Source organism: Kineococcus gurbantunggutensis (genome assembly GCF_050871925.1).
Taxonomy (GTDB): Bacteria; Actinomycetota; Actinomycetes; order Actinomycetales; family Kineococcaceae; genus Kineococcus.
Genome location: NZ_JBJLSG010000084.1, coordinates 1 through 22,058 on the forward strand (window position 1 = coordinate 1; position 22,058 = coordinate 22,058).

The window sequence follows — 22,058 nt, forward strand, 5'->3', positions numbered from 1 at the left end:
GCCCGGTGCTGCTGCCCGGTGCTGCTGCCCGGTGCTGCTGCCCGGTGCTGCTGCCCGGTGCTGCTGCCCGGTGCTGCTGCCCGGTGCTGCTGCCCGGTGCTGCTGCCCGGTGCTGCTGCCCGGTGCTACTGCCCGGCGCCTTCCTCGGTGAGGTCGGGCAGTCCCATGACACCCGCGGCGTAGGCGCTGAAGGGGGCGGGATCCGGGCGCCGCAGCCCCAGCTGACAGTCCCGATCGCTCACGCCGCGCCCGCGCAGGGACACGAAGGCGGCTTGCAGAGTGGGGTGCCGGCGCAAGGGGGCCACCTCGTCTAGCTCGAACAGGCGCCGGGTGATGGACAGCTGCCGCAACTGCGGGGCCGCGGCCAGCCCGTTGACCCCCTCGCTCAGGGGCAGGTTGTCCAGCTGCACGTGCTGCAGCGCCACCGCGGCGGAGAAGTCGGGCAGCTGGGCGTGGCGCAGGCTCTCCAGGTACAGCACCTCCAGGGTGGATGAGGCGGCCAGGGCGCTGAGGTCCTTCATCCCGCGCACCTGCCAGGCCTCGAAGAAGCGCAGGGCCGGCAGCTGGGCCAGGGCCTGCAGCTGCGGTGCGGTGCCCAGCTTGAGCGCCAGGGCCCTCAAGCTGGGCAGGGCGCTGAGCCCGTCCAGGGTGGGCACGCTCACGCCGTGCAGGACCAGGTGCTCCAGCCGGTGCAGATGCGGCAGGACCTGCTCCACGTCGCGCACCGCGGCGCGCCCGTGCTTGCTCAGGTACAGCTGGCGCAGGTTCTTCAGCTCGGCGAGGTCCTGCACGGTGAGGGCGTGCCGGCCCAGCATCAGGGTCAGGCTCTGCAAGCTCTGGGCGTGGTGGGCCAGGGCCTGCACGCTTCTGACACCGCTGTAGCCGATGCGCAGCTCGTGCAGCGCGGGCAGGTCGGCCAGGAAGCCGAGGTCGGTCTCTGGCAGGTCGAAGACGCTGAGGACCGCGCGGGGCCGGGTGCTGAGCTGGGTGGCTGCTGCGCTGACGGCGGCGGCGGTGGCGGCACCGCTCAGCTGCACCCAGGGGGTGGGCGTGCTCGCGGTATGCGTGGTCCCTGCGGCAGTGCTCACGGATCCATCCTGGCGCAGGGGTCTGCTGCACGATCAGTGACATGTCGGTGACCTCTCACCGATCGTGCAGCAGGCCCACTGTCGTGCTGGGCTTCGCGCCAGGTGCCTCAGACGGCGTCGGGGCCTGCAGGACCCGGCGGCTCGCCGTCCAGGAGCAGGTGGCCGGCGGATTGCCCGGCCAACCACAGCTCGGACTGGTCCAGGGCCTGGCGCAGGACCTGGCGCAGGGCATGTCCCAGGGGTGCTCGCTGTCCAGGCGCTGGGCGGCCACTGATCACCGGCCGCTGATCACCGGCCACTGATCACCGGTTGCCGGGATCTGCACCGCCCACTGCCAGCTCCTGGTCCCGGCCCGCGTGCAGCGGCGCACGCGGACGTGCAGCCCGGCGTGGTCCTGGGGGAGCCGGCAGGTCGCGTGCGCCACCTGCCGCAGCAGCGCTGCCCACCGGGCCCGCTGCTCGGCGACCTGCGCCGGGAGGGCGGGGGGTGCGCCGTCGGCGGGGAGGTCGAGGAGCGCGGCGGGGTGCTCGGCCGGCTCGCAGGCTTCGAGCGTGTGCCCGGCAGGGCTGATCACCGCTTTCCGGCTGAGGTCACTCGCGTCGGCATCGCCCACCGCGCTCAGCGCGCCCACGAGGGCTGTTTCCACCTCGCTGCGGGGGCGGGGGTTGGCCCACCCCTTCACGCCGGCGGGCGCGCGCAGGTCGTCTTCGGCGCGCGTCCCCTTCAGCGTGCCCGAGGCGGGTGGCTCAGAGCACGGGCTGGCCCCGGATCACCCATGCATCGGGGGCGAGCGTGATATCCGCGCCAGGAGCGCGCGTGTGGTGCGGGGGCTGTCGATCAGCCGTTGCTCAGTCGGTCAGGAGCCGACGGGCTTGGTGCAGCTCGGCGAGAGCGGCGTCGATCAGCTGCCCGGTGCTGACACCGGTGCTGACACCGAAGCCGGTGCCGGCGCGGTGCCGGTGCCGGTGCCGGGCCGGCGACGTGGACGGAGCCGGCGCCGGCGGTGAGGTCGTGGACGGTGGTGGTCACGGTGCCCAGCACCGCCGGCTCGCTGGTGCCGGCGAGCTGGCGCGGGTGCGCTGGGCAGTCGGGCTCTTGCGGGGAGAAGGCCTGCCAGCCGGTCTGTGGGGTGCTCACGGGAGCACCGTGCCCCGCGGGTGCCTCGCCTGTCTGCCTGCTGCAGCCCGCGCCGCAGCCCGCGCCGCAACCCGGGGTGGCCGCGCGCTCGTCAGCGGGCGGTTCACAGGTAGTACGGCTGGGGCTGGTCGGGGTCGGTGGGCACGACCTCGAGCCGGCGCTCGCGCAGGAGCGCGGTGATCGCGCACGTGCTGGCGGCGATGGTGGCGTAGTGCGGGTCGACGTCTCGGGTGATGCACCAGGCGTGGTCGGCGGGCCAGACGAAGGCGGGGTCCGGTGCCCAGCCGGAGGGCGTGGCCGGCAGGTCCGGTCCCCACTGGCCGAGGTCGTCGATCGTGCCGCGGAAGAGGTAGTAGGCCCGTTCGGGCAGCGACACCAGCGCTGCGCCGCTCCTGGGCCCTGGTGCGTGCGGGTGGACGCCGGGCTGGGCGCCGGCCGGTGGCGCGGGGTGTTCGGGGTCGCCGCTGGGGCGGGCAGGCCCGCGGCGCGCAGCGGCGTGCCGGTGCTGCTCGTGGCCGGTGGCAGAACCGGTCGGGAAGCCGGTCGGGGAGGCGGTGGGGCGGGGGTGCAGGTCCCAGCCGTCCCAGAGGAGGAAGTAGCACTCCTCGGGTGTGCTCGTGTGGGCGCTGAGGTGGCTCAGGGCGGTGCGCAGCAGGTCGCTCTCGCAGAGGCCGTCCTGGCGTTCGGGGGCCTGGTTCTCGCTCTGGCCGGGGTGGGTGGGGTCGGGCAGGAAGAGCAGGCGCGCGTAGGCGGGCAGGCCGGTGGGGCCCAGGGCGGTCAGCTTGTTCCAGGGCTGGGGGTCCTGGGTGATCCAGGCGGCGGCGGTGAGGTCGGTGCACAGGTGCATGCTCATCACCGCCATGCTCGCTGATGCCGGGGTGACGGCGTGCGGGTGCGGCGCGCCCGAGCGCACCCTCGTGCGTGCTGACCCGCACGGCGAGCGGTGGTGCGATCCCCCTGCTGATCGCACCACCGCTCGGCACGAGCCGGTTCACCGGACGCTCGCGCAGCCCCCGCGCGGGTGCTGCTCAGCGCGGGTTCACCTCGACCGCGACCCGCCGGGCGTGCTGCAGCATCTCGCGGTAGGCGGCCAGATCCTCAGCGTGCTCGGCGGCCATCGGCGCCCAGTGCCGCACGAGAGCCTTCGCGAAGGCAGGAGCTAGAGCGCTGGTGTCCTTGCAGTCGCGATCTGCCGCGGCCAGCTGGCCCTCAGCGCCGGCGAAGGCGCTCAAGTCGCTCTCGGTGGCCGTGGTGCCGTCCGGCTTGTCCAGCAGCAGGTCCCGACGTTCGGTCTGCAGCTGCACCGGCAGGTCCGCCGGGGTCGAGACCTGGTAGCCGCGCGCGTGCATGCACTGCGACCACGTGCGCAGCGGCGCGCTCAGCGCGTCGTCGGCGCTGACCTGCTGCAGCAGCTGCTCGGGCAGGGCCCGCACCGCCACGTGGGTACGGGCGTACGTCGCCACGTCAGTGCCGTACAGCTGCTCCAGGGCCTGGCCGTGGCAGCCGGTGGTGGGCACGGTCAGGCTGCCGCCCTGGCCCGAGGGCACGGTCAGCTCCTGGGCGGGGTCGCCGTCGAGGGCCTCGCGGTAGCCGGCGGGGATGCCGTGCAGGTACTCGCCCAGCTGCCCGGCGCCGGGCTCGTGCAGCACCGCGCGCAGGGAGGCGCTGACGCCGTAGTCGAAGCCGTGGGCGCTCCACGCTTCCAGCTCGTCCACGTCCCGGCTGCGGGTGGCCGCGTTCGCGATGGGGTCGGCGGCGTCCAGGGTGAGCCGGGCGCGATCCACGTCGAGACCCTGCGCGGCCAGGCACCGGTCGATCAGAACCTGCTGGGCCACGCCCAGGTCCGGCCCGCTCTGCTCGGGCAGGGGCAACTGGGCCAGGACGTCGTCGATGCCGGCGGCGGCGCGCTGCCCCTCGCGCGCCTGCCCGGCGGCCGGGACGGTGCGCACCTGCCCGCCGCTCCAGGGCTGGGCCCAGCTCAGGACCAGCGCGCCGAGGGCCACAGCGGCGATGGGCGAGGCGATCGCGGCGCGGCGCTGGCGGCGGCGGCGCCGGCCACCGCGCAGGGCGGCGGTGACGATCCCGGCCGGAGCGCGCACGTCACGGCCGGCGGTCTCCAGACCCGAGCGCAGGCGGTGCGCGGTGGCCTCGTCGACGCCGTCCGCGCACCTGGCAGCGCCGTCGTGGATGCCGTCGTGGATGCCGCCGTGGGTGGGGTCGTGGTGGCTCATCGGGTGCGCTCCTCGGGCGAGGGAACCGAGCGGTGCGAAGAGAGGGGGAGGCAGAGGGGGAGGGGGAGCAGGTGAGTAACCTGGGCCGGCCCGGTTGCCGGCTGCGGGGCCGGCTGCGGGGCCGGCTGCGCGGTGGCATCGGGTGGATCGGCTGGAGAGGTGCCCAGCAGGTGCCGCAGCCGGGCCAGGCCGCGTGAGGCCTGGGTCTTCACGGTGCCGGTGGAGCAGTTCAGCGCGTCGGCGATCTGCGCTTCGGTGAAGTCCTCGTAGTAGCGCAGGACCAGCACCGCGCGCTGGCGCGGGGAGAGCTGGCGCAGCGCGGTGACGACCTCGTCCTGCTCGGCGTAGCGCTCCGCGTGGTCGCGGCTGGCGTTGCTGGCGTTGCTGGCGTGATGGCCGCTGAGGGCGCCAGCACCACCGTTGCCCTGGCTCTGCTCAGGCCACAGGGCGTCCAGGGTGACTTCGCGGGGGCGACGGCCCAGCCGGCGCCAGCGGTCGGTGACAGCGCGGGCCATGACGGTGCGGGCGTAGGCGGCGGGGTCGTTGACCCGCCGCCAGTGCAGGTAGGTGCGCTCCAGGACGTCCTGCAGGAGGTCTTCGGCCTGATGACGCTCACCGGTGAGGAAGAGGGCGGTGCGCATCAGCTGGTCGGCGCTGGCGTTGACCCAGTCCTCGAAGTCGCGCTCGCCGCGCTGGTCGCGGTGTGCTCGCCAGGTGGGGTCAGGGCCCTGCGGGGAGTCCTGCCCGTGAGTGTGCACAGGTGCCGTCCTTCACGTCGCTCTGGCGGGGGTCACCGTTCCAGACGCCGGCGCGGCCTCGGCGGTTGACAGGCTGCAGGAGGAGCTCGCCGGCCACGACACGGTCCAGCGCCCGCTGAGCGGCGGTGCCGGCGGTGTCGGCGGTGTCGGCGGTGTCGGTGCCGCGTGGGCGCTTTGCTGGCCATGATGGTCTCGTGAGCGCACCCAGCGGTTCGGCCCTGCCCACCCGTCGTCGTGCCCTGATCGGTCAGGACACCCGGGGCAACCCCTACCTGCAGGTGATGCGCTACGCAGCGGTGGCCGGCTTGGTGGCGGGGCTGCTGCTGCTGGTCTCGGGGGTGACGTCAGGCAGCACGGTCCTGGTGGTGCTGGCGGTTGCCGCGTTGTCGTGGACGGGGATGGTCCAGGTGGGGTGGTGGGTGGTCTGCGCGCTGATCTGGGAGCGGACGCAGGACTGATATGAGCCTGTCGGCAGCTGGCGGGTACGCCAAGCTGTGGCACCTGAAGTCCTGGCCAGCGGGATGACCGTGCGTTGCCCGCACCCCGCGGTCTTCCGCGCACCCACCTGCGCAAGGCTGAGTCGGTGAGCACCGCGGAGACCGCCACCTGGACCATCACCCCGGCCACCGAGGCGGACCGGGTCGCGTGGCAGCGGCTGTACCTGGCCTACGGCGAGGTCGCCGGGCAGGCCTTGAGCGGCGAGCACCTGGCGCGCGTGTGGTCCTGGATCCTCGACCCGCGGGCCCAGACCCGCTGCCTGCTCCTGCGCGAGCACCAGCGCCAGGAGGTGGTGGGTCTGGCGCACTACCGCCTCTTCGAGCGGCCCCTGGCCGGCTCGGTCGGGTGCTGGCTGGACGACTTGTTCGTCGATCCCGCCCAGCGCGGGCGTGGCGGGGCGCGCGCGGTGCTGGAGCACCTGCGCGCGATGGCCGCGGGCCAGGGGTGGTCCACGGTGCGGTGGACGACGGGGCGGGCCAACCCCGCCCAGGGGCTCTACGACCGGCTCGCGCAGCGCAGCCCGGTGATCACGTACAACATGGCCCCGGAGTCGTCCTCAGACGTGCGCTGAGCGCGCCACGACCGCAAGGGTGGGACTGGTCACGGTCAGCCGCAGGCGGGTGCTCACATGACCCAGACGTCTTGATCTGGTGGAGCCTTGCAGTCGGTGAGTGCTTGGGCCAGCTCCTCGGAGTCGGCGGCGAGCAGGTGCGGTGAGATGCTGCCCCCTCCGGTGTGCAGCTCCTCGCCCAGCTCGACGGTGTCGCCGTCAGCGAGGGTGAGGGTCGCGGTGGAGGCGTCCCAGGTGGTGCCTTCGGGCCAGATCACCAGTGACTCGCCCAGGCCGATGCACGATCCGACTCGGCTCAGGGGGGCGGTGATCGCGGCGGACATGCTGGCGTTGCCCGTGGCGGAGGCGACGATGATCTCGCCGTGCCGTGAGGGGTTGTCGTGACCGCAGGCTCCCAGCGCCACAGCGGTGGCAGCGGTGGCAGTGGCCAAGGTCAGGGCCGCGGTGCGATACCCGCGCAAGCTCCTCACCTTGGTACGACGCGGGAAGAGACCTGGACGTTCCCGACGGTGCGGTTGAGGTGAGACGCGCAGACCGGCTGGTCCTGCCGTCGTCGACGTCCTGGCCGGCGCCGTGTCCGTGCGGTCGGCGCCGCTCAGGGAGCCGGCGAGCAAGAGGGCTCGACGTGCGCGCACCGTGACCCCCCCCGGGGGGTGCCAGGGCCTGCCTCGAGGCCCTGCGTCCGCTCGCGGCGGCCCTTGGTGCGTGGCGGCGGTGCGTGGCGGCGGTGCGTGGCGGCGGTGCGTCGCCTCGCGCGGTGGGTCCCGGGCGGATCGGTGGGTCTCAGACGAAGAAGCCGGCCAGGGCCACGCCCAGGGAGGCGGTGATCAGGACAACACCGGCGATGACCATGCCCTTCTCCAGCTTGGCCTGGGCGAAGACGAGCTTGTCGATGCCGGCGCCCTGGTAGGTGCCGTTGGAGGCCTTGGCGAAGCGGGAGCGAAAGACGATGCAGACGATGCCGGCCAGCAGCACGCCTGCTGCCAGCGGCAGGATCCCCGGGTCGTAGCTCATCGAGCGCCCTCCGCCTTCTCCTCGTGCCCGCGCCGGTGCCCCCTGGCTTGGTGCGCCTGCCGGTGCGCCCCTGCTGGTGCGCCCGGGGGCGTGGAAGCGTGTACTGGGTGGTGCCGCTGCGCTTGATGCTGCCAGTGCGGGCGGTGGGCCACCACCGCTGTGGCCCGGGGTCTCGGGCGGCTCACCCGAACGGGTGAGTGCGGCTCTGGTGGGCTGTCCGGTGCCTGACGTGTCACCGGATCGTGCGGCAGACCCACGGGCCCCACGGTCGCCGGCGCTTGACGCGCAACCGGCCACCGACGAGGCTGTCCGTCCGCTGAGCTGGGAGAAAGAGCGTTGTTCGAGCAATCCATCAGGAACGGGCTGCGTGAACCCGGGGCGATCCCGCTGCTTGTCGTCGTGTGCCTGGTGGCCGTCGTGGGCAGCTTGGTGGTCAAGTACTTCCTGGACCGCCGGAAGAAGTGAGCCACCGAGCACCCGACCCGTGGGGACCGACACCGCGCCCGAGGCGGTGCGCGAGCGCACCCCTGGCGCGGTGCAGCGCGGTGCGGTGAGCGGCGACGGAGCTCCCGGCGGCGTGGGTACAGCCGCGAGGTCGCGGCTGGGTGCTAGAAGGATCGGCAGCACGGGGCGCACCGTGCTCGAACAACGCAGAGACGAGGGACGTGAGATGCCTCGAGAGGTACCTGGACCAGCGCAGGGTGCTCGACCGCTGGGTGTGCCCACCCCGGTGGCGGTCATCGTGTACGTCGTCGTCTCGCTCGGCTTCGCTGCCGCCGTGAAGTTCGAGGCAGCCCCGGGTTGGTCGTGGTGGCAGGCCTGCCTGGCCGGTGCCGGTCTGGGGCTGTTGGTCCTCGTGGTCGGCTGGGTCAAGGGCACGGCCATGAACGGAGGGGGGAAGGGAGAGGGGGGTTGAGGATTCGCCGGTAGCGGTGTGGGGCCGGCTGCTGGGCCAGGGCGCCAGGGGTGTCCAGGCCGGCGCCACGGGGGAGCACGCGGGGTCCGGGTGGGTGCCGCGGAGAGGACTCGGCCGCCCGCACCGCCTCGTTCAGAGCGTGCGTGCCCCGCACGCCTTCGGCTCCCGGCCCGGCAGTGCTCTCGCGCCGCTACCGACGAGACCGCCACGTCCACGCCGCCGGGAGGCGGTGCGCAGGAGTCGGCGACTGCATCGGGGAGGGCGAGCCGGAGCCGGAGCCGGTGCAGGAACGGCGGGCACGAGCGGAGCAGGAGGTGGGGGGTGGACCTGGATGAGGTCCAGGACGTCGTCGAAAGCGCCGCCCGGGAGGTCGGCGGGCTGTCCGTGAGCAGCGAGCGGGACGGCGGGTACATCACCATCCTGATCCGTCCGTCACCACCGGGTGGCTCCGGACCCCTCCCCGCCGACCGGAGGGTGCGGATCTGGACCTCCGGCGCCGAGGCGTTCTTCATCGACGTTCCCGCAGGGTTCGGGCACCAGGAGTTCGACCACGCGCACGAGGGCCAGGTGGCGATCCTGCACTTGCTGGTGAGCCTGGCCGGTGAGTACCTGCGTGGTCGCTTCGAGGAGAAGGAAGAGCCGCGCCCCTTCGGGCGCGCAAGGCGCTACCTGGAGATCACGGCAGGAGGGCAGAGCTACCGGCTGTACCGGAAGCAGGTCGAGGCTCAAAAGCTTTGCCGGTGATGGCGTAAGACCGCTGGCTGCCGGTGCTACTGGTGGCGCCCCGCAGGTTGCTCAGCGCGCCACTGCCGCCGCGCCCGGTGTGAGGTGGGCGGGTCGGCGAGTGCGCTGGGATGCACCACTTCGCGCCGTGAGCCGGTGGGTCGAGCGCAGGAGCTCGCCGAGCCCCCCGGGCGAGGGCGGTGCCTGCTGACGAGCGCTCCCGGCCGCGCCCCGAGCCCGGCCGGCGCGCGCATGCGGGAGGCGCGATGAGGTGTGCTGGCCCGCATCCGGTTCAGCTCGGGGTGACCTCCAGCAGACCCGTCAGCTGCCGAGCGGGCTCGGTACCGGCACGGGCGGCAGGTGTGGGGCACCCTGTACCCCGTGGCCGGCCCAGCGCGCTTGTCCGTCAGGGCGTCCGTGCGCATGGACGGCACCGGCGCTGGTGCTGGTGCTGACCTGCCGCTGCCGCGAGTGGCGCTGGTGCCAGCTCCCGATCGCCCGCTGCTGCACGACCACGACGAGCTGGAGGACCTTCGCGAGTGGCCCCTGCCGGTGAGCGTGGACTTCGCCGGGCCCGCGGGGGTGAGCCGCTACGCCGCGGTGAGCACGTTCTCGCAGCGGGTGACGTGCGGTGGTGCGGCTGTGCTGCTGGACAGCGCCTCGGGGGAGCCGCCCTGGCAGCCGCGCTTGCAGGTGCTGGGCCGGGACCCGGAGGACTGGGGGCTGCTGTGGCCCTTTGCGGGGTGGTGGGTCTGGCCGGACATCACCACCAGCTTCAGCGGGCGGATGTCCTTCACCGTCAGGGCGCCGGTGCGGTGGGGTCCTGGCGGTGGCGAGCGGTGCGCGCAGCTGGTGCTGACGCTGGCGTTGCGCGAGCACTGATGCGTTGCGGGGCGCTGAAGCGTTGCGGGAGCGCTCAAGCGTTGCGGGAACGCTGAGAGCCGTCGTTGCCGTGCCGGTGTGAGCGCATCCGTCGCCCAGCGGGAGCGTTGTGCGGGCGGTGACCACGCCGTGGCGGCATGGGCGTTGACGCGTTGCGGGCGGGTACACCTAGCCGCGCCGGCGATGACGGGGTGTGCTGCGCGATCCGGTGACAGGTCGCTGTCACCACATCCTGCAGCGGACCCCCGCGCCAGCTGGTGGCGGTGCGGGCACACTGGTGCCGTGCCCCGCGGCAGTGCTGCACGCAGGCGGCGAGCGCGCGGCGCGGCCGCGCGCGAGGAGCACGCCCCCACCGTGATCTCGCTGGAGTGGGACTTCGACTACGCCTCGATCCTGATCGACCGCTCCCCGGGCGTGGGCGCTCTGGTGCACCTGTGGCCGCAGCAGCTGGGCCTGTCGGCGCGGTTGTGCCGGCGGCTGGAGGAGTGGCGCCGGCGCCAGGAGGTCCTCTCGGGGCACTGGATGCGCCAGTGGTTCCAGGGCGAGGGCGTGGGTCTGGGGGAGGGGGCCGGTGGCGAGAGCAAGGAGAGCCGGCGCCTGCAGGAGCAGCTGGCCCGGGACCGGCTCACCCTGGCGTGGGAGGTGCAGCACGAGCTGGGCGAAGACGTGCAGGTGCAGGTGAACGGCCGTGGGCTGAGGCAGCACCGCGCGCGGTGAAGGTCCGCGCGGGGTGGGCGCCCGGGTGCCGGAGGTGCTGACCTGCCGGGCGCGCGCCGTGCGCGGTGCGGGCGGGCCCGCGCCGCGAGCGCGGTGCCGGTGCCCGGCGGTGCGGGCCCGTCAGCGGCTGCGCAGCGGGCGGTCGCCGCCGCTGTGGAAGTAGCGCACGTCCACCTCGGGCAGCTGCAGTTGCAGCTCGTGGGCCAGCTGCAGGCCCTGCTGGACCCACGCGGCGTGCGCCTGCGGGCTGGGCCAGGCGAAGTCGCTCAGGGCCAGGTCCTCGAAGGTGGCGTTCCACCGCCGCAGGCGCCGCGCGAGCGCGTCGGGCACCCCCAGCTCGCTCAGCCGCACGGGCCCGCCCTCGCCGCGCGGGCGGTTCCACACCGCCTCCCCGCCGTGGTGCTCGGCCATCACCAGCACGGCGCTGGGGCGCGGGTCCTGCTGCGCCTTGGGTGCGGGGCTGCGCTGCTGCTCCAAGCCGCGCCGGCGGGTGCTGCGCAGCAGCGTGAGCAGCTCCTTCAGCTGCGAGGGCTGACCGGCCAGGTCGGCGATGCGCCCGCCGCGGGCCAGGTGGCCGCGCAGGTGCTCGTGGGCGGTGGGCACCGCGTGCGGGCCCAGCAGGGCGGCGATGCGGTCCTGCTGGCGGTTCAAGGCGCCATCGGTGGCCGCGCCGCGCGCGAAGGCGTCCTCGGTCAGCAGCCACTGGCGCAGGGCGTCCACGGCGTGCGCGGTGCGGGTGGTGCTGTCGGGCTCCTCGTGCACGCGGTGATCGTGCCAGGTGCGGCGCTCGTGTCAGGTGCGGCGCTCGTGTCAGGTGCAGCGCTCGTGCCGGGTGCGGTGATCGTGTCGGGGCGCCGGTCGGCAGGCGTTCGCCCCCCTGGGTGCGATGGCGGCGTCTTGAGCCCGTCGTGATCGCGCCTGCAGCGCGCCACCGGCGGGTGCTGCGCCGACCAGGACCGCTGCGCCACCGGCGGCGGGTGGTCAGGACAGCGCCTGATGCCCGCTGCCTGATGCCCGCTGCCTGCTGGCGGCGCGGCCCGACCCGGCGGGGCAGCGCGGGCAGCGCGGGCAGCGCGGGCAGCGCGGGCGGCACGGGGTCAGCGGTGGGCTGGCGATACTGGGGTGGTGAGGCAGGTGAAGGACCAGGGGCGCCGGATCAGGCTCGGTGCGCGCGCCGGCGCCGGTACGGCTGCCAGCAGGGGCGCGGGTACTGCTGCTGGTGCCGCTGTGGGTGTGCTCGTGCTGCTGGCCGGGTGCGGGGGCGGGGACGGGTTGCCGGCCCCGCAGCAGGCGGTCAGCGCCGGGCGGGCGTGGGTGCAGGTGCCCATCGAGCAGCGCGAGGCGCCGCTGCAGGTGGCCGGGCGCACCGTGGAGGGCCAGGCGGTGGACATCGCGCACATGCGCGGGTCGGTGGTGGTGCTGAACACCTGGTACGCCGGGTGCGCTCCGTGCCGGGCCGAGGCGCCGGTGCTGCAGGGGGTAGCCGAGCGCTACGCCGGCACCGCCGGCACCGCCGAAGCTGTGGAGGCGCAGCCGGGTGCTGAGCCCGATGAGCAGGCTGGTGGGCGCTCTGGTGGGCGGCCGGGGGTGCAGGTGGTGGGGGTGAACGTGCGTCAGGACTCCGCGGCGCGGGTGCGCGCCTTCCAGGAGCGCTACGGGATCGGCTACCCCAGCATCGACGATGCGGACGGGTCGGTGCTGCTGGGCCTGCGCGGGGTGGTGCCGGCCGCGACGCCGACCACGCTGGTGCTGGACGTGCAGGGGCGGGTGGCGGCCAGCGTGGCCGGGGAGGTGGACGCCTCCACGCTGCAGGGGTTGGTCGAGGACGTGCTGGCCGAGGGGGCGGTGGAGCCGGTGGTGTCCTCGCCCGTAGCGGTGCCCTCGCCGGGCGCGGGCGCGGGCGCGGGCGGGTAGGGCAGCGGGCAGGGGCGGCGCACTGTGGCCCGAGCGCGCAGCGTCAGCTCGCGCGCAGGGCGCGTCGGGCGCGCGGGAACAGGCTTGCGTCGTGCCGCTGGCCCAGGTGCAGCGCCAGGTGCTCGGGGCTCATTGTGAGCGGGCAGGCCATGGGAGCTGGTGCGCGTTGCGGTGGTGGATCGGTGTCACTGGATCGTGCAGCAGGCCCCCGCGCCAGCTGGTGGCGGCCCACGCGCTGGCTGGATTCACACTGATGCGGGCGACGCCGCGTCGACGCAGGTAGGCAAGGACCTGGCGGTTGTTATAGTCCTGGGGGTACGTCCCACGTGAAGCATGGGGGAGCGGGGCACGCAGCTTGAGCGGGTGCCGGCGTGGGTGGCCGCGCCCGGCGCCGTTGATGGGACGTTAAACGTCGAGCAGCGGTACCAGGAGCAGCCAGCCGTGCCGGTTGGCGCTGGAGAGCACGACGTTCAGCGGAAACCCGTCGGCGGCACCAGCAAGTGGTATTTATCTCCCGCAGGCGGGAGGTGCCCCCAGTCCAACTTTGCCCTGTCGGTGGGATTGCGCCCCGTCATCGTGCTCCTTCATTCGCCCGGACGCTGACGGGGTCGGCGCTCACCCAAGACCAGTCCAGTAGGCCTGGCGAGCCCAGATGGTTTAGCACGGCGCCGTGCAACTCGTCCCACACGCCGGCCTCCTGCCACTGGCACAAGCGCCGTCGACACGCCCAGCCCGATCCGTCGCCCAGCTTAAGCGGGATCTTGGCCTAGCCGATGCCGGTACTCAGCATGAAAACAACGCTTTCGAGTACCATTTGGTCATTATGCTGCGGACGACTCGTGCGCCTACGCAGTGCTGGTGCCGGTGGCGGCGGGATTAGCGGTTCAAGCGGCTCCCATAGTTCATCGCTGACCCGCTGACGAGGCCCAGCGAGGGCATTGATGACCATGTCGACTAGGCCGTGCACTAGCTCAGTGCGACACCCCAGGACCTCGACCCAACTTCTGCAACAGGCTGTAAGCGTGCAGTGTAACTAGTTCACTCAGATTCTGTGCGAATCGCCGAGATGACGTCGTTCACAAGTTGACTGCTGGGGTTATCGGTCGACAGATTCACGACAGTTCCACTTTTGCGGTACTTGATGGTAATTTCCGTCGCGGTTTCGGAGTTGCTGGAACTTCCTCTGGCCCAGTCAATTAGTCGTGCACAGATGTTCCGGAGATCTTCGTGCGCTACCGCGATTGTCACCATGTTGGCGGCAAGACCTACTAGTTCAATAGCGATAGCTGCACTGGTCGCAGGATCTCCGCTTCTCTGGCGTGGGACGAGCGACACCTGCGATGTCTCTAGGAGGTTGGCATCACGCAGGAATGACATCGGTACCTCTACGCTGACCTCTGCGTGCTCCACCGGGTCTCCTCGTGCTGTTCCAAATGCTTCCCACTACTGGGCCAGCCACGTTATCTTGCTCGAGGACGCTAGCAGTGGTGCGTCGTGGTGGCCAGCGCTCAAGGGTGAGGGAGTTCGGCGAATGACGCGAGAAGATGTCCTGCAACGTGCCGTCAGCGCATGGCTGTCCTTTAACAGTTCAGGAAACGCGCATGAGTACCTGTCTGAGCAAAATGTGGCCGATGTGCAATTTCTGATAGCGAACACCGCGTCGCCGGCTAACGATCTTCAGTTTCTGCAAATTGTCGGAACTTACAACTACTGCATTTACCTGATCAATCGCTCCCTCGCCCCACTTGAGGAGGCGGTAAATATTCTATCAATACCGTACATGCACGAGCAGCGAAATGTGCCGGAAGCCCTGCGAGAGCACGTGCAAAAATACTGTCAAATTCTTCACCTGAGGCAGGGAACGTGGAGCGACTTTGGGCAACAGTGTGTCGAGCAAGTAAAACCCGATGATACACTCGGTATTGATCTTGCTTTAACTGTCACGCAACGAGCGCTACAGTTGGAAACCAATCGGCCGACCATTACGGCACGCAACCATTTTAATACCGGCTTGATGCTGAGGTCGCGCTACGTTGATATGCACCACCCTCAAGACGCCGAGGCGTCGATCCGTCACTTGAGGGCATCTGCCAGTGCGGTGCGAGCAACCGTCCCCGAAGGTGCGGCCACGGCAATGCGGGAGATGTCGATCGTTGTCAACGCAAGAGCGACGCACATAGGCGGTCAAACTCATGCACTAGAGGCGTTACGCTGTGCTGAGGAACTGCAAACCATCGTAACTGAATCTAACTTAGTAGCATTCGAATACCTCGCTGACGCTCAGTTCGCGGAAGCGCTGCTTCTACAGGCCAAAGCCTCGCTCATGCTCGAGGATGCGCACCAGTCGGCGTCCTATGTGTCTATCTTGTTGGAAAAAGTTCCAACCACTAGCACCGCCCGATTGCCGTGCTTAAATACATTTATTAAAGCTCGCCTCCACCAGAATGCAATCGATCAGAACGATCTGCATTTGGAACAGATAATTGACGCTATCCGTGAATGCCTAGCTAAGGAAGTAGATAAACAAGAACTGGGTAGGCATGCAGTAGAACTGCAGACCCTCCTACTCGCGCAATTTCGGCACACCGGCGATGTCGGACTGCTCAATGAGTGCATCCACGCAGTTCTTGAGCATGCACCCAACATCTCGGCGAGGAGAGACAGGTTCGTCGTTGCATGGGGAAGAATGTGTTTCGCCCTCGTCGAGCGCTTTAGGGTGACGCGTCGATTTTTCGACTTAAAAGAGTCTGAAAGACTCTCCGCACCGTTAGAGAATATGGCGAACTCGTTGCCCGAGTTCGATGCAGCAGAGTTCTGCACGCTGCTCTCCATCAGAGCGGACATCTTAGCATCCGTGGCCGCGGCTACGGTGGAAGATGATGACCTAGATTCAGCAATAGAATTCGCTCGCAAGGCTTTAGATTCTGCACCTTCTTCTATCTTCGCTGACTCAGAGCTTCGAGCGCGACTGGCAGACGCCCTATTGGCATCGAACGAACGCAGTGCGAATGTGACCTTCTTGGGGGAAGCTATTGAGCTGCTGAAGTCTGCACTTGAGGAGGCCGACGGAGACCGGGAAGTGATGAGCATGCGTCAATTGAGGTATGCACGAGCACTGATTGGCCGCTATCGCCTAAATGGCGACCTGGCAGATCTTGGCAATGCCATCACATTCGCGCAGGAAGCGCTGAGCGGCACCGATCTGAGTCACCGGCAACAAGCTTGCCTCGTACACTTAGGCGACTACTACTGGCTGCGCTATGGCCGTTGTGGTGATGGCGAAGATGCGCTCAAAGCCATTGAAGCCGCCAAAGCTGCCAGCATGCTCACTACTTCACCGGCAGCCAAAGCCGCTGCAGCTCAAAGTTGGGGATTGCGGTGCGCTCAACAAGGTCATTGGGGCGCTGCAGTTGAGGCGTTCAAGGCGACTGGTGAATACGCGCGAACGGCTCTAGGTCGAGGGATGGGAGACGCTGATCAACACCAGATGCTTAGGAGTTTGAATTCTCACGCCTCTTGGGGAACTCTCGCAGCAGCTTGCGCTTTAGCTGAATCGGATGCTGCAGGTGATCCTTCACCTTCAGTGGCAACCCTTGAAAAATCCGTAATCTTGTGGGAGCAAGGTCGCGCCTTCTTTGTCAGAGGATTGCTTGAAGGACATGCCGACCTGTCTGAGTTACGGTTGAAGCATCCTGAATTGGCGGACGAGTACGAAGATTTGATGAAAGCGACCGATGCAGCCAATCTGAAGCTCGCCCGAGAAGGAGCCCGCACCAACATCGATGGTGATAAGGTCAATGTCGAGTTCACGTCGGACCCTCGGCTGCATATTAACGAAATTTTAACAGAGGTCGTTCAAAAGATTCAATCTATGCCGGGATTCGAGCACTTCCCAGGCATGGACATGAACGGGTTCATCCCGACCTTGCGAGCGGGTGAAGCCGCAATTATTGTCAACATATGTGACATTCGTTCCGACGCCATCATCCTCACACCAGAAGGATTGACGAGTGTCCAACTCGCGACTGTTGCTTCCAGCGAGGTCTCCCGGTTGAATAGCCGGTTCTTCTCGAGTCTGGATGTGTGCGGGAGCGGCGCCTCTAGCGCCAGGGAAAGAGCGCAAGCGGAGTCAGCAATAGAAGAAGTTCTGGAGTGGCTATGGATTAACCTAGCCGAACCTGTCATGGCAAAGCTCGAAGAGCGGGTTGGCGTGCAGCCTGATACACACGTTTACTGGTGCCTATCTGGACTTCTCTCTCGTCTGCCTATCCACGCAGCTGGGCTGCGTCAAAATTCTTCCGGTTCGAGATCTAGCGTGGCAAGTCGCTGTGTCTCGTCATGTGTCACATCCTTTAGCACATGGCAGCGCGCTCGAGCGTTACAACGACAAGACACATTTCATCTGAAAAACGACGAGGCGACTTTGGCTGTTATTGCAATGCCGTCAACACCGGGAGCTAATGACTTGCCTGGTGTCCATGATGAAGTGCGCAGTTTGCGTAATTTGTTCCGCGGTAACGTCGAGGTGCATCTAGATCCGGTTCCTATGAAGCAAACCGCCGCAGACGTGCTGGATCATTACCCACTGGTGCATTTCGCGTGCCACGGTTTCACTGACACTTCAAATCCTTCGGAAAGCCTATTGCTGCTGGGTGACTGGAAGGAAAATCCGCTTACTGTCACTGAGATAGCAAGGATGCAGGCGAGCAGCCCCGCCAACGTTTTCTTGTCGGCCTGTTCCACGGCTAAGTCAGATTCGAACTTGCCTGATGAGTCGCTGCATATTGCGGCAGCTATGCAGGTTGCTGGATTTCCTTCGGTAGTCGGAACTCTCTGGGAGGTGGACGATGACGCCTCGGCGCTGCTCGCGTCGGAATTCTATTCAGCATTGCTAGAATCCAGCGGTGAGAGCCGATCGGCGAATCCTGCACGCGCACTGCATTCGGCATTGGCGGAGCTGAAAAAATATTATCGGCGCTATCCGTCCATCTGGTGCGCCTATACTCATTATGGAACCTAAACTATATCCACCCATCTGAGCCCAGGCTCGGCGGTCAGGTGCTGGGGCGGCGCAGCAGGGCGTTGGGGATGACGCTGAAGGCAGGGTGCGTGCTGGTGGCCGCGATGCTGAGGGGGGTGTCGCCGGCGGCGACGGTGGTGCTGGCCCAGTGGGTGCCGGCGTTGGTGAGCCATTCCAGGTGCACGGTGGCCCCGTCGCTCAGGTACGCCTCGAGCAGGACGGGCAGGCCGGCGTGGCGGTACTGGGCGCGCTTGTCGTTCATCTCGGCCAGGGTGTTGCCCGGTGACCAGACCTCCACGGCGGCGTCGGGGGTGCCGCGGTAGACCTCCTCGGTGATGAGCGATTCGCCGTTGACGAGGACGTCGGGGATGCGGCCCTGCAGCACCGAGCCGTCCGGGGCCAGCTGCAGGGCCCAGTTGCCGGGGGCGGTGGCGTAGCGGTCCCACTGGGTCTCGAACTCGTGGGCGAGGCGCTGGGCGATGTGGTGGTGGGGGTTGCCCCCGATGCGGCGGATGGTCAGCTCCCCGTCGACGACTTCGATGCGCTCGTTGAAGCCGGCGGTCGCGGTGGTCCAGGTGTCCTGCGGGACTCCCAGGCGCGGGGCGCTGAGGCTCATGGGCCCATGGTAGCTGTGATCATGGCTGCTGGGCTGGGAGAGCCTGGGGACTGTGCTAGTGCCTGCTGGGGGTCCTGCTGGAGCCCCGGAGAGCTCCTGCAGGGCCCGGCAGCGCGTCCGCTCGCTCTCCGCGCCCTGGTCCTTGCGGCTGGGGTGCTCAGCGGGTACCGCTGCGCCTGCCCGCGCCCGCGCCCGTGTCCGTGCTCGTGGGCCTGGGGTGGGCCTGGAGTGAGCCAGGTGAGCAGTTCAGCTCAGTGGCCGTTGGCGGCGTTCTTCAGCTTGGTGCCGGCGGTGAGTTTGGCGCCGTAGCTGGCGGGGATCTCGATGCTCTGGCCGGTGGCGGGGTTGCGGCCGGTGCGGGCGGCGCGCTGGACGCGTTCGAGGGTGAGCAGGCCGGGCAGCTTGACGTCCTCGCCCTTGGCCACGGCGTCGGTGAGGACGTCGCCGAAGGCGCGCAGGACGGCGTCGGCGGTGGTCTGGGGCAGGCCGGTGCGCTGGGCGAGGGTGGTGATCAGCTCGGAGCGGTTCACGGTGCCTCCTGGGGTGGCTGGCTGTGGTGGTGGTCGGTGGTTGTCCTGCTGGCGGTGCGACCGGGGGTGCGCCGGCTGCGGGTTCGTTGGAGGTTAGCGCTGGTGATCCACTACCGCTGCTGTCGCTGGTGCTGTCGGGACGCTGCCCGCGACGGTGCCGTTGACGGCACCGCTGACGGCGCCGGTGAGCGCGGAGTGCTGTGCCCTGTCAGGGCGATGCCTGCGACTGCTGCGGGTGGGTGTCCCCAGCTTGGGGTGGTGGAGGGTGAGGAGCTGCTGGTAGAGCTCGGGCGGCGGCTGGGCGAGTGCACCGGTGCGCAGGTCAGCTGCGTCGAGGGGGCCTTCGTGCTGCACCGGTGGGAGGGTGAGGTGCAGGATCCGCCGTTGCAGTTGCACGCCGGTGCTGAGCAGCTTCGCCGGTGCTGCCGGGTGGATCAGGGCAGCGCGAACGCGTTGTGGCCGGATGTGCCGGTTCAGGTGGCGGGGTTGAACCTGCTGCTGGTGCACCTTCAGGAGGTGCTGGCGTGGGCGCTGCAGAGCGTGCCGCGGCGTCGGCACGTGGTGCTCGAGCCGCGTCTGGCGGTGCTGAGCGATCCGGCGGTGCTGGAGGAGCAGGACCCGCCGCCGGTCCTGCCGCAGGTGCCGGCGGGGGATGGCGGGTGGTGCGCGTACGCGCCCTTGACGGGTGAGTCCTTCCCCGCGGGAGAGCCGTCGCGCGGAGGTGGTGTCCAGGCCGGTGAGGGCGAGGACGGCGAGCTCTCACGCTGAACCCCACCGCTGAACCTCGTACAGGGCGCTGCGGTGAACCCGGTGGTTCGAGCTGCGGCAGCCCCTTGGGTTTCCAAGCTCCGGGCCGCAGGCCCGCTGCTCGGTCCACCGCCTCGGGCGCGCAGCGCCCCGCTGCTTTTCCCCTGCTGCGCTGCTCGCTGCGCGCAGCGCAGTGAGCAGGACCCTGGCGTGCACCGGTGAGCGCAGCGAGGTGGCGCACACTCACAACCTCAGGAAACTGCCGAGCGCAGCGAGGGAGTTTCCACCGCAGCCGCCAAACTTGGTGCAGCACAATGCCGGTCGCGCTGGTGCCGCGCAGCGGCACCCGAGCCGCTCCGGCAGCTTGCCCGAGCCGAGCCGAGCCGAGCCGAGGCGCGCAGCGCGCCGGCACCCACCGCGTCTGGTGCTCACCCCTGCATCAGCCGGTCCTGCCGTTCTCGTGCCGTGCTGGCTCGGCGGGGGTTCGGTGACCAGGTGGGTGGACTCACGGGGTGAGGCGGTGCAGAACACCTCGGTGCACGCGGCGCACGCGGTGCACCGGTGGGTCAGCACCACGCCGGTGCAGGTGCGCTCCATCTACAGCAGGTGGTGCGGGAAGGGTTCGCTGCAGCGGGGGCGGGGCACCTCCTCGCTGCGCACCACCACGCGCTCCTCCCGTTTCCGGTCCCGGCACGCTCTTCCTGCCCCGGCGTGCCCGCCCTGACCGGGCGTGCCCCTGCTGACCGGGCGTGCCCCCGCTGGTCGGGCACGTCCATCGCCGCCGCCGCGGTGCCACCTGGGTGAGCAGCATCACCCCCCTCGTCCTGCGCTCGTGCCGGCGGCGGGACCCTCGGGGTGTGAGGTGCCCGCGGGTGCGCATCGCTCGTCGGCGGTGGGCGTTCGAGGCCTCGATCGCGCCGGTGCGGCAGAGGGCGCGGTGCCTTCTGGGGTGGTGCGCCGACTTCAGGGCGAAGTCGGCCCGAGGGGCTCGCCGCGGGTGGGCGAGGGGTGGGTGCGGTGCGGGCCGGGCGCAGGTGGGTCCCAGCTCCTCCTGTCCCGCTCGCCGCGGCGGGGGCAGCGCAAGGCGTGCTGCACGCTCCCCCCGCCCCGTGCGGGGTGCCTCCTGCTCCGCGGTTCTTGACCTCGCTGAGCGCGGTGCCCCCGATGAGCGCAATGTCCCCGGTGAGCGCGGTGAGCCAGAGCTCGCGGCGGTCGCCGCCGTCGGTGCCGTCGCCGCCGTCGGTGCCGTCGCTGCGAGGAGGTCCGGGGTCGAGGTCGGGGGCGGTGAACCGCACGAGTAGTCGCTTTGCGTAGTTGACTGATTGCACTGTGTTGGGGAAGGGTGCGTGCCGGGAGTGCCGGGGTCGCCGTCCAGCGGGGGGAAAGCGTGAACCACAGCGTGTCGGGGCTGCGTCCTGCCGCCGGTGCCTGGGAGTGGCAGCTGCGCGGTGCGTGCCGCCAGGCCGATGCGGAGCTGTTCTTCCACCCCGAGCTGGAGCGCGGCGCGGCGCGGCCCGGCGCCGGCGTGATGCTGCCGCGCTGGCGGTGTGCGCTCGGTGCCCGGTGCTGCTGCGGTGCCGCGCGCACGTCCTGGAGCACCACGAGGCGTACGGGGTGTGGGGTGGGCTGAGCGAGGAGCAGCGCGAGCAGCTGCGCAGCACGCATCGCCAGCAGGGCGCACAGCAGCACAGCGGTGAGCAGGACGGCGGGGAGCAGCAGGGCGAGCAGCAGGGCGCTGGCAGGTGGCGTCGCGCCGGCTGAGGCCGGTGCGGGCCCGTTGCGGTGCGGGCGTCCTGGTTGCGCAGCTGTCCTGGTTGCGCAGCTGTCCTGGTTGCGCAGCTGTCAGCACCGTTGGGACGTGGTGCGGGCCCGTGGAGGGGGCTGGCTTACGGGTGCCTGCGCCGCCTGCGGGGTGCGAGTCCGCTCGGCGAGCCTGCTCGGCGGGCACTTCGCCACCGGTGATCGCGACCCATTGGTGATCGTGCGTAGTCGGTGCGCGTGCGTGGTCGGTGCGCGTGCGTGGTCGGTGATCGTGCGCGGTCAGGGTGCGGTGGTGATCTCGCACCAGATGCTCTTGCCGCCGGGGTGCACGCGCACCCCCCACGCCGCGGATAGCGCGTGCACCAGGTGCATCCCGCGCCCGCCGGAAGCTGCGGGGTCCGCAGCGCGCACCACGGGCAGCGCGGTGGAGCTGTCGCTGACGGCCAGGCGCAGGCGGGTGCCGTCCTGGCCTGGTCCCTGCTCCTGCCCGGTGCCCTGCTCCTGCCCGGTGCCCGGGTCCTCGGTGGCGGATCCGGCGTGCGGGATGCTGATGCTCAGGCGGGCGGGTGCACCGCCGTGCACGATCGCGTTGGTGACCAGCTCGCTGCCCAGCAGCAGCACGACCTGACGCACCTGCTCGCTCAGCTGCAGCTGCTCGCAGCAGCGGTGCAGCAGGTGGCGGGCCTGGCGGGCGGCGCTGAGGTCGCCGTTCAGCTGCAGCTGCAGGCGCACCCCCGGCGCCCAGGGGTGGTCCGGGGCCGGCGCCGATGAGCCGCGGGCAGCGGTGGGTGCGGCGGGTGTGCCGGGTGCGGGTGTGCCGGGTGCGGGTGTGCCGGGTGCGGGTGTGCCGGGTGCGGGTGTGCCGGGTGCGGGTGTGCCGGGTGCGGGTGTGCCGGGTGCGGGTGTGCCGGGTGCGGGTGTGCCGGGTGCGGGTG

General features: G+C 70.1%; 22 protein-coding genes and 2 pseudogenes. 11 read left to right on the forward strand and 13 right to left on the reverse strand.

The genetic code is table 11. The features are described from left to right. Positions 1-125 precede the first annotated feature (125 nt). The 6 genes from ACRYR7_RS15545 to ACRYR7_RS15570 all read right to left on the reverse strand — a co-directional run bounded on the left by ACRYR7_RS15545 (position 126) and on the right by ACRYR7_RS15570 (position 5,214). The gene (locus tag ACRYR7_RS15545) at positions 126-1,088 is read right to left on the reverse strand and encodes a leucine-rich repeat domain-containing protein (RefSeq protein ID WP_432573018.1); all 963 of its coding nucleotides are present in this window, start codon (positions 1,086-1,088) and stop codon (positions 126-128) included. Positions 1,089-1,195: 107 nt separating this feature from the next. Then, on the reverse strand, positions 1,196-1,366 hold the full coding sequence (locus ACRYR7_RS15550) for a hypothetical protein (protein ID WP_432573019.1): 171 nt from the start codon (positions 1,364-1,366) through the stop codon (positions 1,196-1,198). Further along, positions 1,363-1,719: a hypothetical protein gene (locus ACRYR7_RS15555; RefSeq protein ID WP_432573020.1), complete on the reverse strand. Its 357-nt coding sequence runs from the start codon at positions 1,717-1,719 to the stop codon at positions 1,363-1,365. The genes ACRYR7_RS15550 and ACRYR7_RS15555 overlap by 4 nt, the downstream gene beginning before the upstream one ends. Positions 1,720-2,328: 609 nt before the next feature. Next, the gene (locus ACRYR7_RS15560) at positions 2,329-3,078 is read right to left on the reverse strand and encodes a hypothetical protein (RefSeq protein WP_432573021.1); all 750 of its coding nucleotides are present in this window, start codon (positions 3,076-3,078) and stop codon (positions 2,329-2,331) included. Positions 3,079-3,253: 175 nt separating this feature from the next. Then, on the reverse strand, positions 3,254-4,456 hold the full coding sequence (locus tag ACRYR7_RS15565) for a hypothetical protein (RefSeq protein WP_432573022.1): 1,203 nt from the start codon (positions 4,454-4,456) through the stop codon (positions 3,254-3,256). Next, entirely contained in the window at positions 4,453-5,214 is a 762-nt protein-coding gene (locus ACRYR7_RS15570) for a SigE family RNA polymerase sigma factor (protein WP_432573023.1), read from the reverse strand. Before ACRYR7_RS15570 ends, ACRYR7_RS15565 begins: the two co-directional genes overlap by 4 nt. A 194-nt stretch (positions 5,215-5,408) precedes the next feature. On the opposite strand from ACRYR7_RS15570, the gene ACRYR7_RS15575 reads away from it, so the two are divergent. Both ACRYR7_RS15575 and ACRYR7_RS15580 read left to right on the forward strand, forming a co-directional pair. After that, positions 5,409-5,672: a hypothetical protein gene (locus tag ACRYR7_RS15575; protein WP_432573024.1), complete on the forward strand. Its 264-nt coding sequence runs from the start codon at positions 5,409-5,411 to the stop codon at positions 5,670-5,672. Between the two features lie 125 nt (positions 5,673-5,797). Beyond that, positions 5,798-6,283, forward strand: coding sequence for a GNAT family N-acetyltransferase (locus tag ACRYR7_RS15580; protein ID WP_432573025.1), 486 nt, complete (start codon positions 5,798-5,800; stop codon positions 6,281-6,283). A 53-nt stretch (positions 6,284-6,336) separates the two neighbouring features. Here the strand turns inward: ACRYR7_RS15580 and ACRYR7_RS15585 are convergent, their stop codons facing one another. Both ACRYR7_RS15585 and ACRYR7_RS15590 read right to left on the reverse strand, forming a co-directional pair. Further along, complete coding sequence (locus ACRYR7_RS15585) at positions 6,337-6,744, reverse strand: hypothetical protein (RefSeq protein ID WP_432573026.1); 408 nt, start codon at positions 6,742-6,744, stop codon at positions 6,337-6,339. A gap of 322 nt (positions 6,745-7,066) precedes the next feature. Continuing rightward, positions 7,067-7,297 (reverse strand): hypothetical protein, encoded by a 231-nt coding sequence (locus ACRYR7_RS15590; protein ID WP_432573027.1) that lies wholly within the window; start codon positions 7,295-7,297, stop codon positions 7,067-7,069. 336 nt (positions 7,298-7,633) lie between these two features. Here ACRYR7_RS15590 and ACRYR7_RS15595 point away from each other — a divergent pair, with 336 nt between their 5' ends. The 5 genes from ACRYR7_RS15595 (at position 7,634) to ACRYR7_RS15615 (ending at position 10,535) form a co-directional block, all read left to right on the forward strand. Next, positions 7,634-7,762 carry a hypothetical protein gene (locus tag ACRYR7_RS15595; RefSeq protein ID WP_432573028.1) on the forward strand — a complete coding sequence of 43 codons (129 nt, stop codon included), beginning with the start codon at positions 7,634-7,636 and terminating at the stop codon, positions 7,760-7,762. Positions 7,763-8,015: 253 nt separating this feature from the next. After that, positions 8,016-8,213, forward strand: a complete 198-nt coding sequence (locus tag ACRYR7_RS15600) for a hypothetical protein (protein WP_432573029.1) — start codon at positions 8,016-8,018, stop codon at positions 8,211-8,213. 321 nt (positions 8,214-8,534) lie between these two features. Continuing rightward, positions 8,535-8,957 (forward strand): hypothetical protein, encoded by a 423-nt coding sequence (locus ACRYR7_RS15605; RefSeq protein WP_432573030.1) that lies wholly within the window; start codon positions 8,535-8,537, stop codon positions 8,955-8,957. Positions 8,958-9,317: 360 nt separating this feature from the next. After that, positions 9,318-9,818 carry a hypothetical protein gene (locus tag ACRYR7_RS15610; RefSeq protein WP_432573031.1) on the forward strand — a complete coding sequence of 167 codons (501 nt, stop codon included), beginning with the start codon at positions 9,318-9,320 and terminating at the stop codon, positions 9,816-9,818. A 354-nt stretch (positions 9,819-10,172) separates the two neighbouring features. Continuing rightward, positions 10,173-10,535, forward strand: coding sequence for a hypothetical protein (locus ACRYR7_RS15615; RefSeq protein WP_432573032.1), 363 nt, complete (start codon positions 10,173-10,175; stop codon positions 10,533-10,535). Positions 10,536-10,655: 120 nt separating this feature from the next. Here ACRYR7_RS15615 and ACRYR7_RS15620 read toward each other — a convergent pair whose 3' ends face one another. After that, positions 10,656-11,297 carry a hypothetical protein gene (locus ACRYR7_RS15620; RefSeq protein WP_432573033.1) on the reverse strand — a complete coding sequence of 214 codons (642 nt, stop codon included), beginning with the start codon at positions 11,295-11,297 and terminating at the stop codon, positions 10,656-10,658. A gap of 465 nt (positions 11,298-11,762) precedes the next feature. Between ACRYR7_RS15620 and ACRYR7_RS15625 the strand changes: the two genes are divergently transcribed. Beyond that, entirely contained in the window at positions 11,763-12,449 is a 687-nt protein-coding gene (locus tag ACRYR7_RS15625; RefSeq protein WP_432573034.1) for a TlpA family protein disulfide reductase, read from the forward strand. 1,038 nt (positions 12,450-13,487) lie between these two features. On the opposite strand, the gene ACRYR7_RS15630 is transcribed toward ACRYR7_RS15625, so the two are convergent. Beyond that, complete coding sequence (locus ACRYR7_RS15630) at positions 13,488-13,859, reverse strand: hypothetical protein (protein ID WP_432573035.1); 372 nt, start codon at positions 13,857-13,859, stop codon at positions 13,488-13,490. A 121-nt stretch (positions 13,860-13,980) separates the two neighbouring features. Between ACRYR7_RS15630 and ACRYR7_RS15635 the strand changes: the two genes are divergently transcribed. Then, complete coding sequence (locus ACRYR7_RS15635) at positions 13,981-17,469, forward strand: CHAT domain-containing protein (RefSeq protein WP_432573036.1); 3,489 nt, start codon at positions 13,981-13,983, stop codon at positions 17,467-17,469. Between the two features lie 34 nt (positions 17,470-17,503). Here ACRYR7_RS15635 and ACRYR7_RS15640 read toward each other — a convergent pair whose 3' ends face one another. Both ACRYR7_RS15640 and ACRYR7_RS15645 read right to left on the reverse strand, forming a co-directional pair. Beyond that, positions 17,504-18,085 carry a Uma2 family endonuclease gene (locus ACRYR7_RS15640; RefSeq protein WP_432573037.1) on the reverse strand — a complete coding sequence of 194 codons (582 nt, stop codon included), beginning with the start codon at positions 18,083-18,085 and terminating at the stop codon, positions 17,504-17,506. A gap of 251 nt (positions 18,086-18,336) precedes the next feature. Then, positions 18,337-18,618: pseudogene (locus ACRYR7_RS15645) on the reverse strand (HU family DNA-binding protein); the annotation flags it as partial. Between the two features lie 255 nt (positions 18,619-18,873). Here ACRYR7_RS15645 and ACRYR7_RS15650 point away from each other — a divergent pair. Both ACRYR7_RS15650 and ACRYR7_RS15655 read left to right on the forward strand, forming a co-directional pair. Next, positions 18,874-19,383, forward strand: a complete 510-nt coding sequence (locus ACRYR7_RS15650) for a hypothetical protein (protein WP_432573038.1) — start codon at positions 18,874-18,876, stop codon at positions 19,381-19,383. Between the two features lie 1,366 nt (positions 19,384-20,749). Next, a pseudogene (locus tag ACRYR7_RS15655) lies at positions 20,750-21,123 on the forward strand (WhiB family transcriptional regulator). Positions 21,124-21,402: 279 nt separating this feature from the next. Here the strand turns inward: ACRYR7_RS15655 and ACRYR7_RS15660 are convergent. Further along, positions 21,403-21,855 (reverse strand): ATP-binding protein, encoded by a 453-nt coding sequence (locus tag ACRYR7_RS15660; RefSeq protein WP_432573039.1) that lies wholly within the window; start codon positions 21,853-21,855, stop codon positions 21,403-21,405. Between the last annotated feature and the right edge of the window lie 203 nt (positions 21,856-22,058).

Excerpts from the sequence above, each read along its gene's own strand:
- ACRYR7_RS15640 (WP_432573037.1), bottom strand. The coding sequence starts at position 18,085 with ATGAGCCTCAGCGCCCCGCGCCTGGGAGTCCCGCAGGACACCTGGACC.
- ACRYR7_RS15560 (WP_432573021.1), bottom strand. The coding sequence starts at position 3,078 with ATGAGCATGCACCTGTGCACCGACCTCACCGCCGCCGCCTGGATCACC.
- ACRYR7_RS15590 (WP_432573027.1), bottom strand. The coding sequence starts at position 7,297 with ATGAGCTACGACCCGGGGATCCTGCCGCTGGCAGCAGGCGTGCTGCTG.
- ACRYR7_RS15565 (WP_432573022.1), bottom strand. The coding sequence starts at position 4,456 with ATGAGCCACCACGACCCCACCCACGGCGGCATCCACGACGGCATCCAC.
- ACRYR7_RS15635 (WP_432573036.1), top strand. The coding sequence starts at position 13,981 with ATGACGCGAGAAGATGTCCTGCAACGTGCCGTCAGCGCATGGCTGTCC.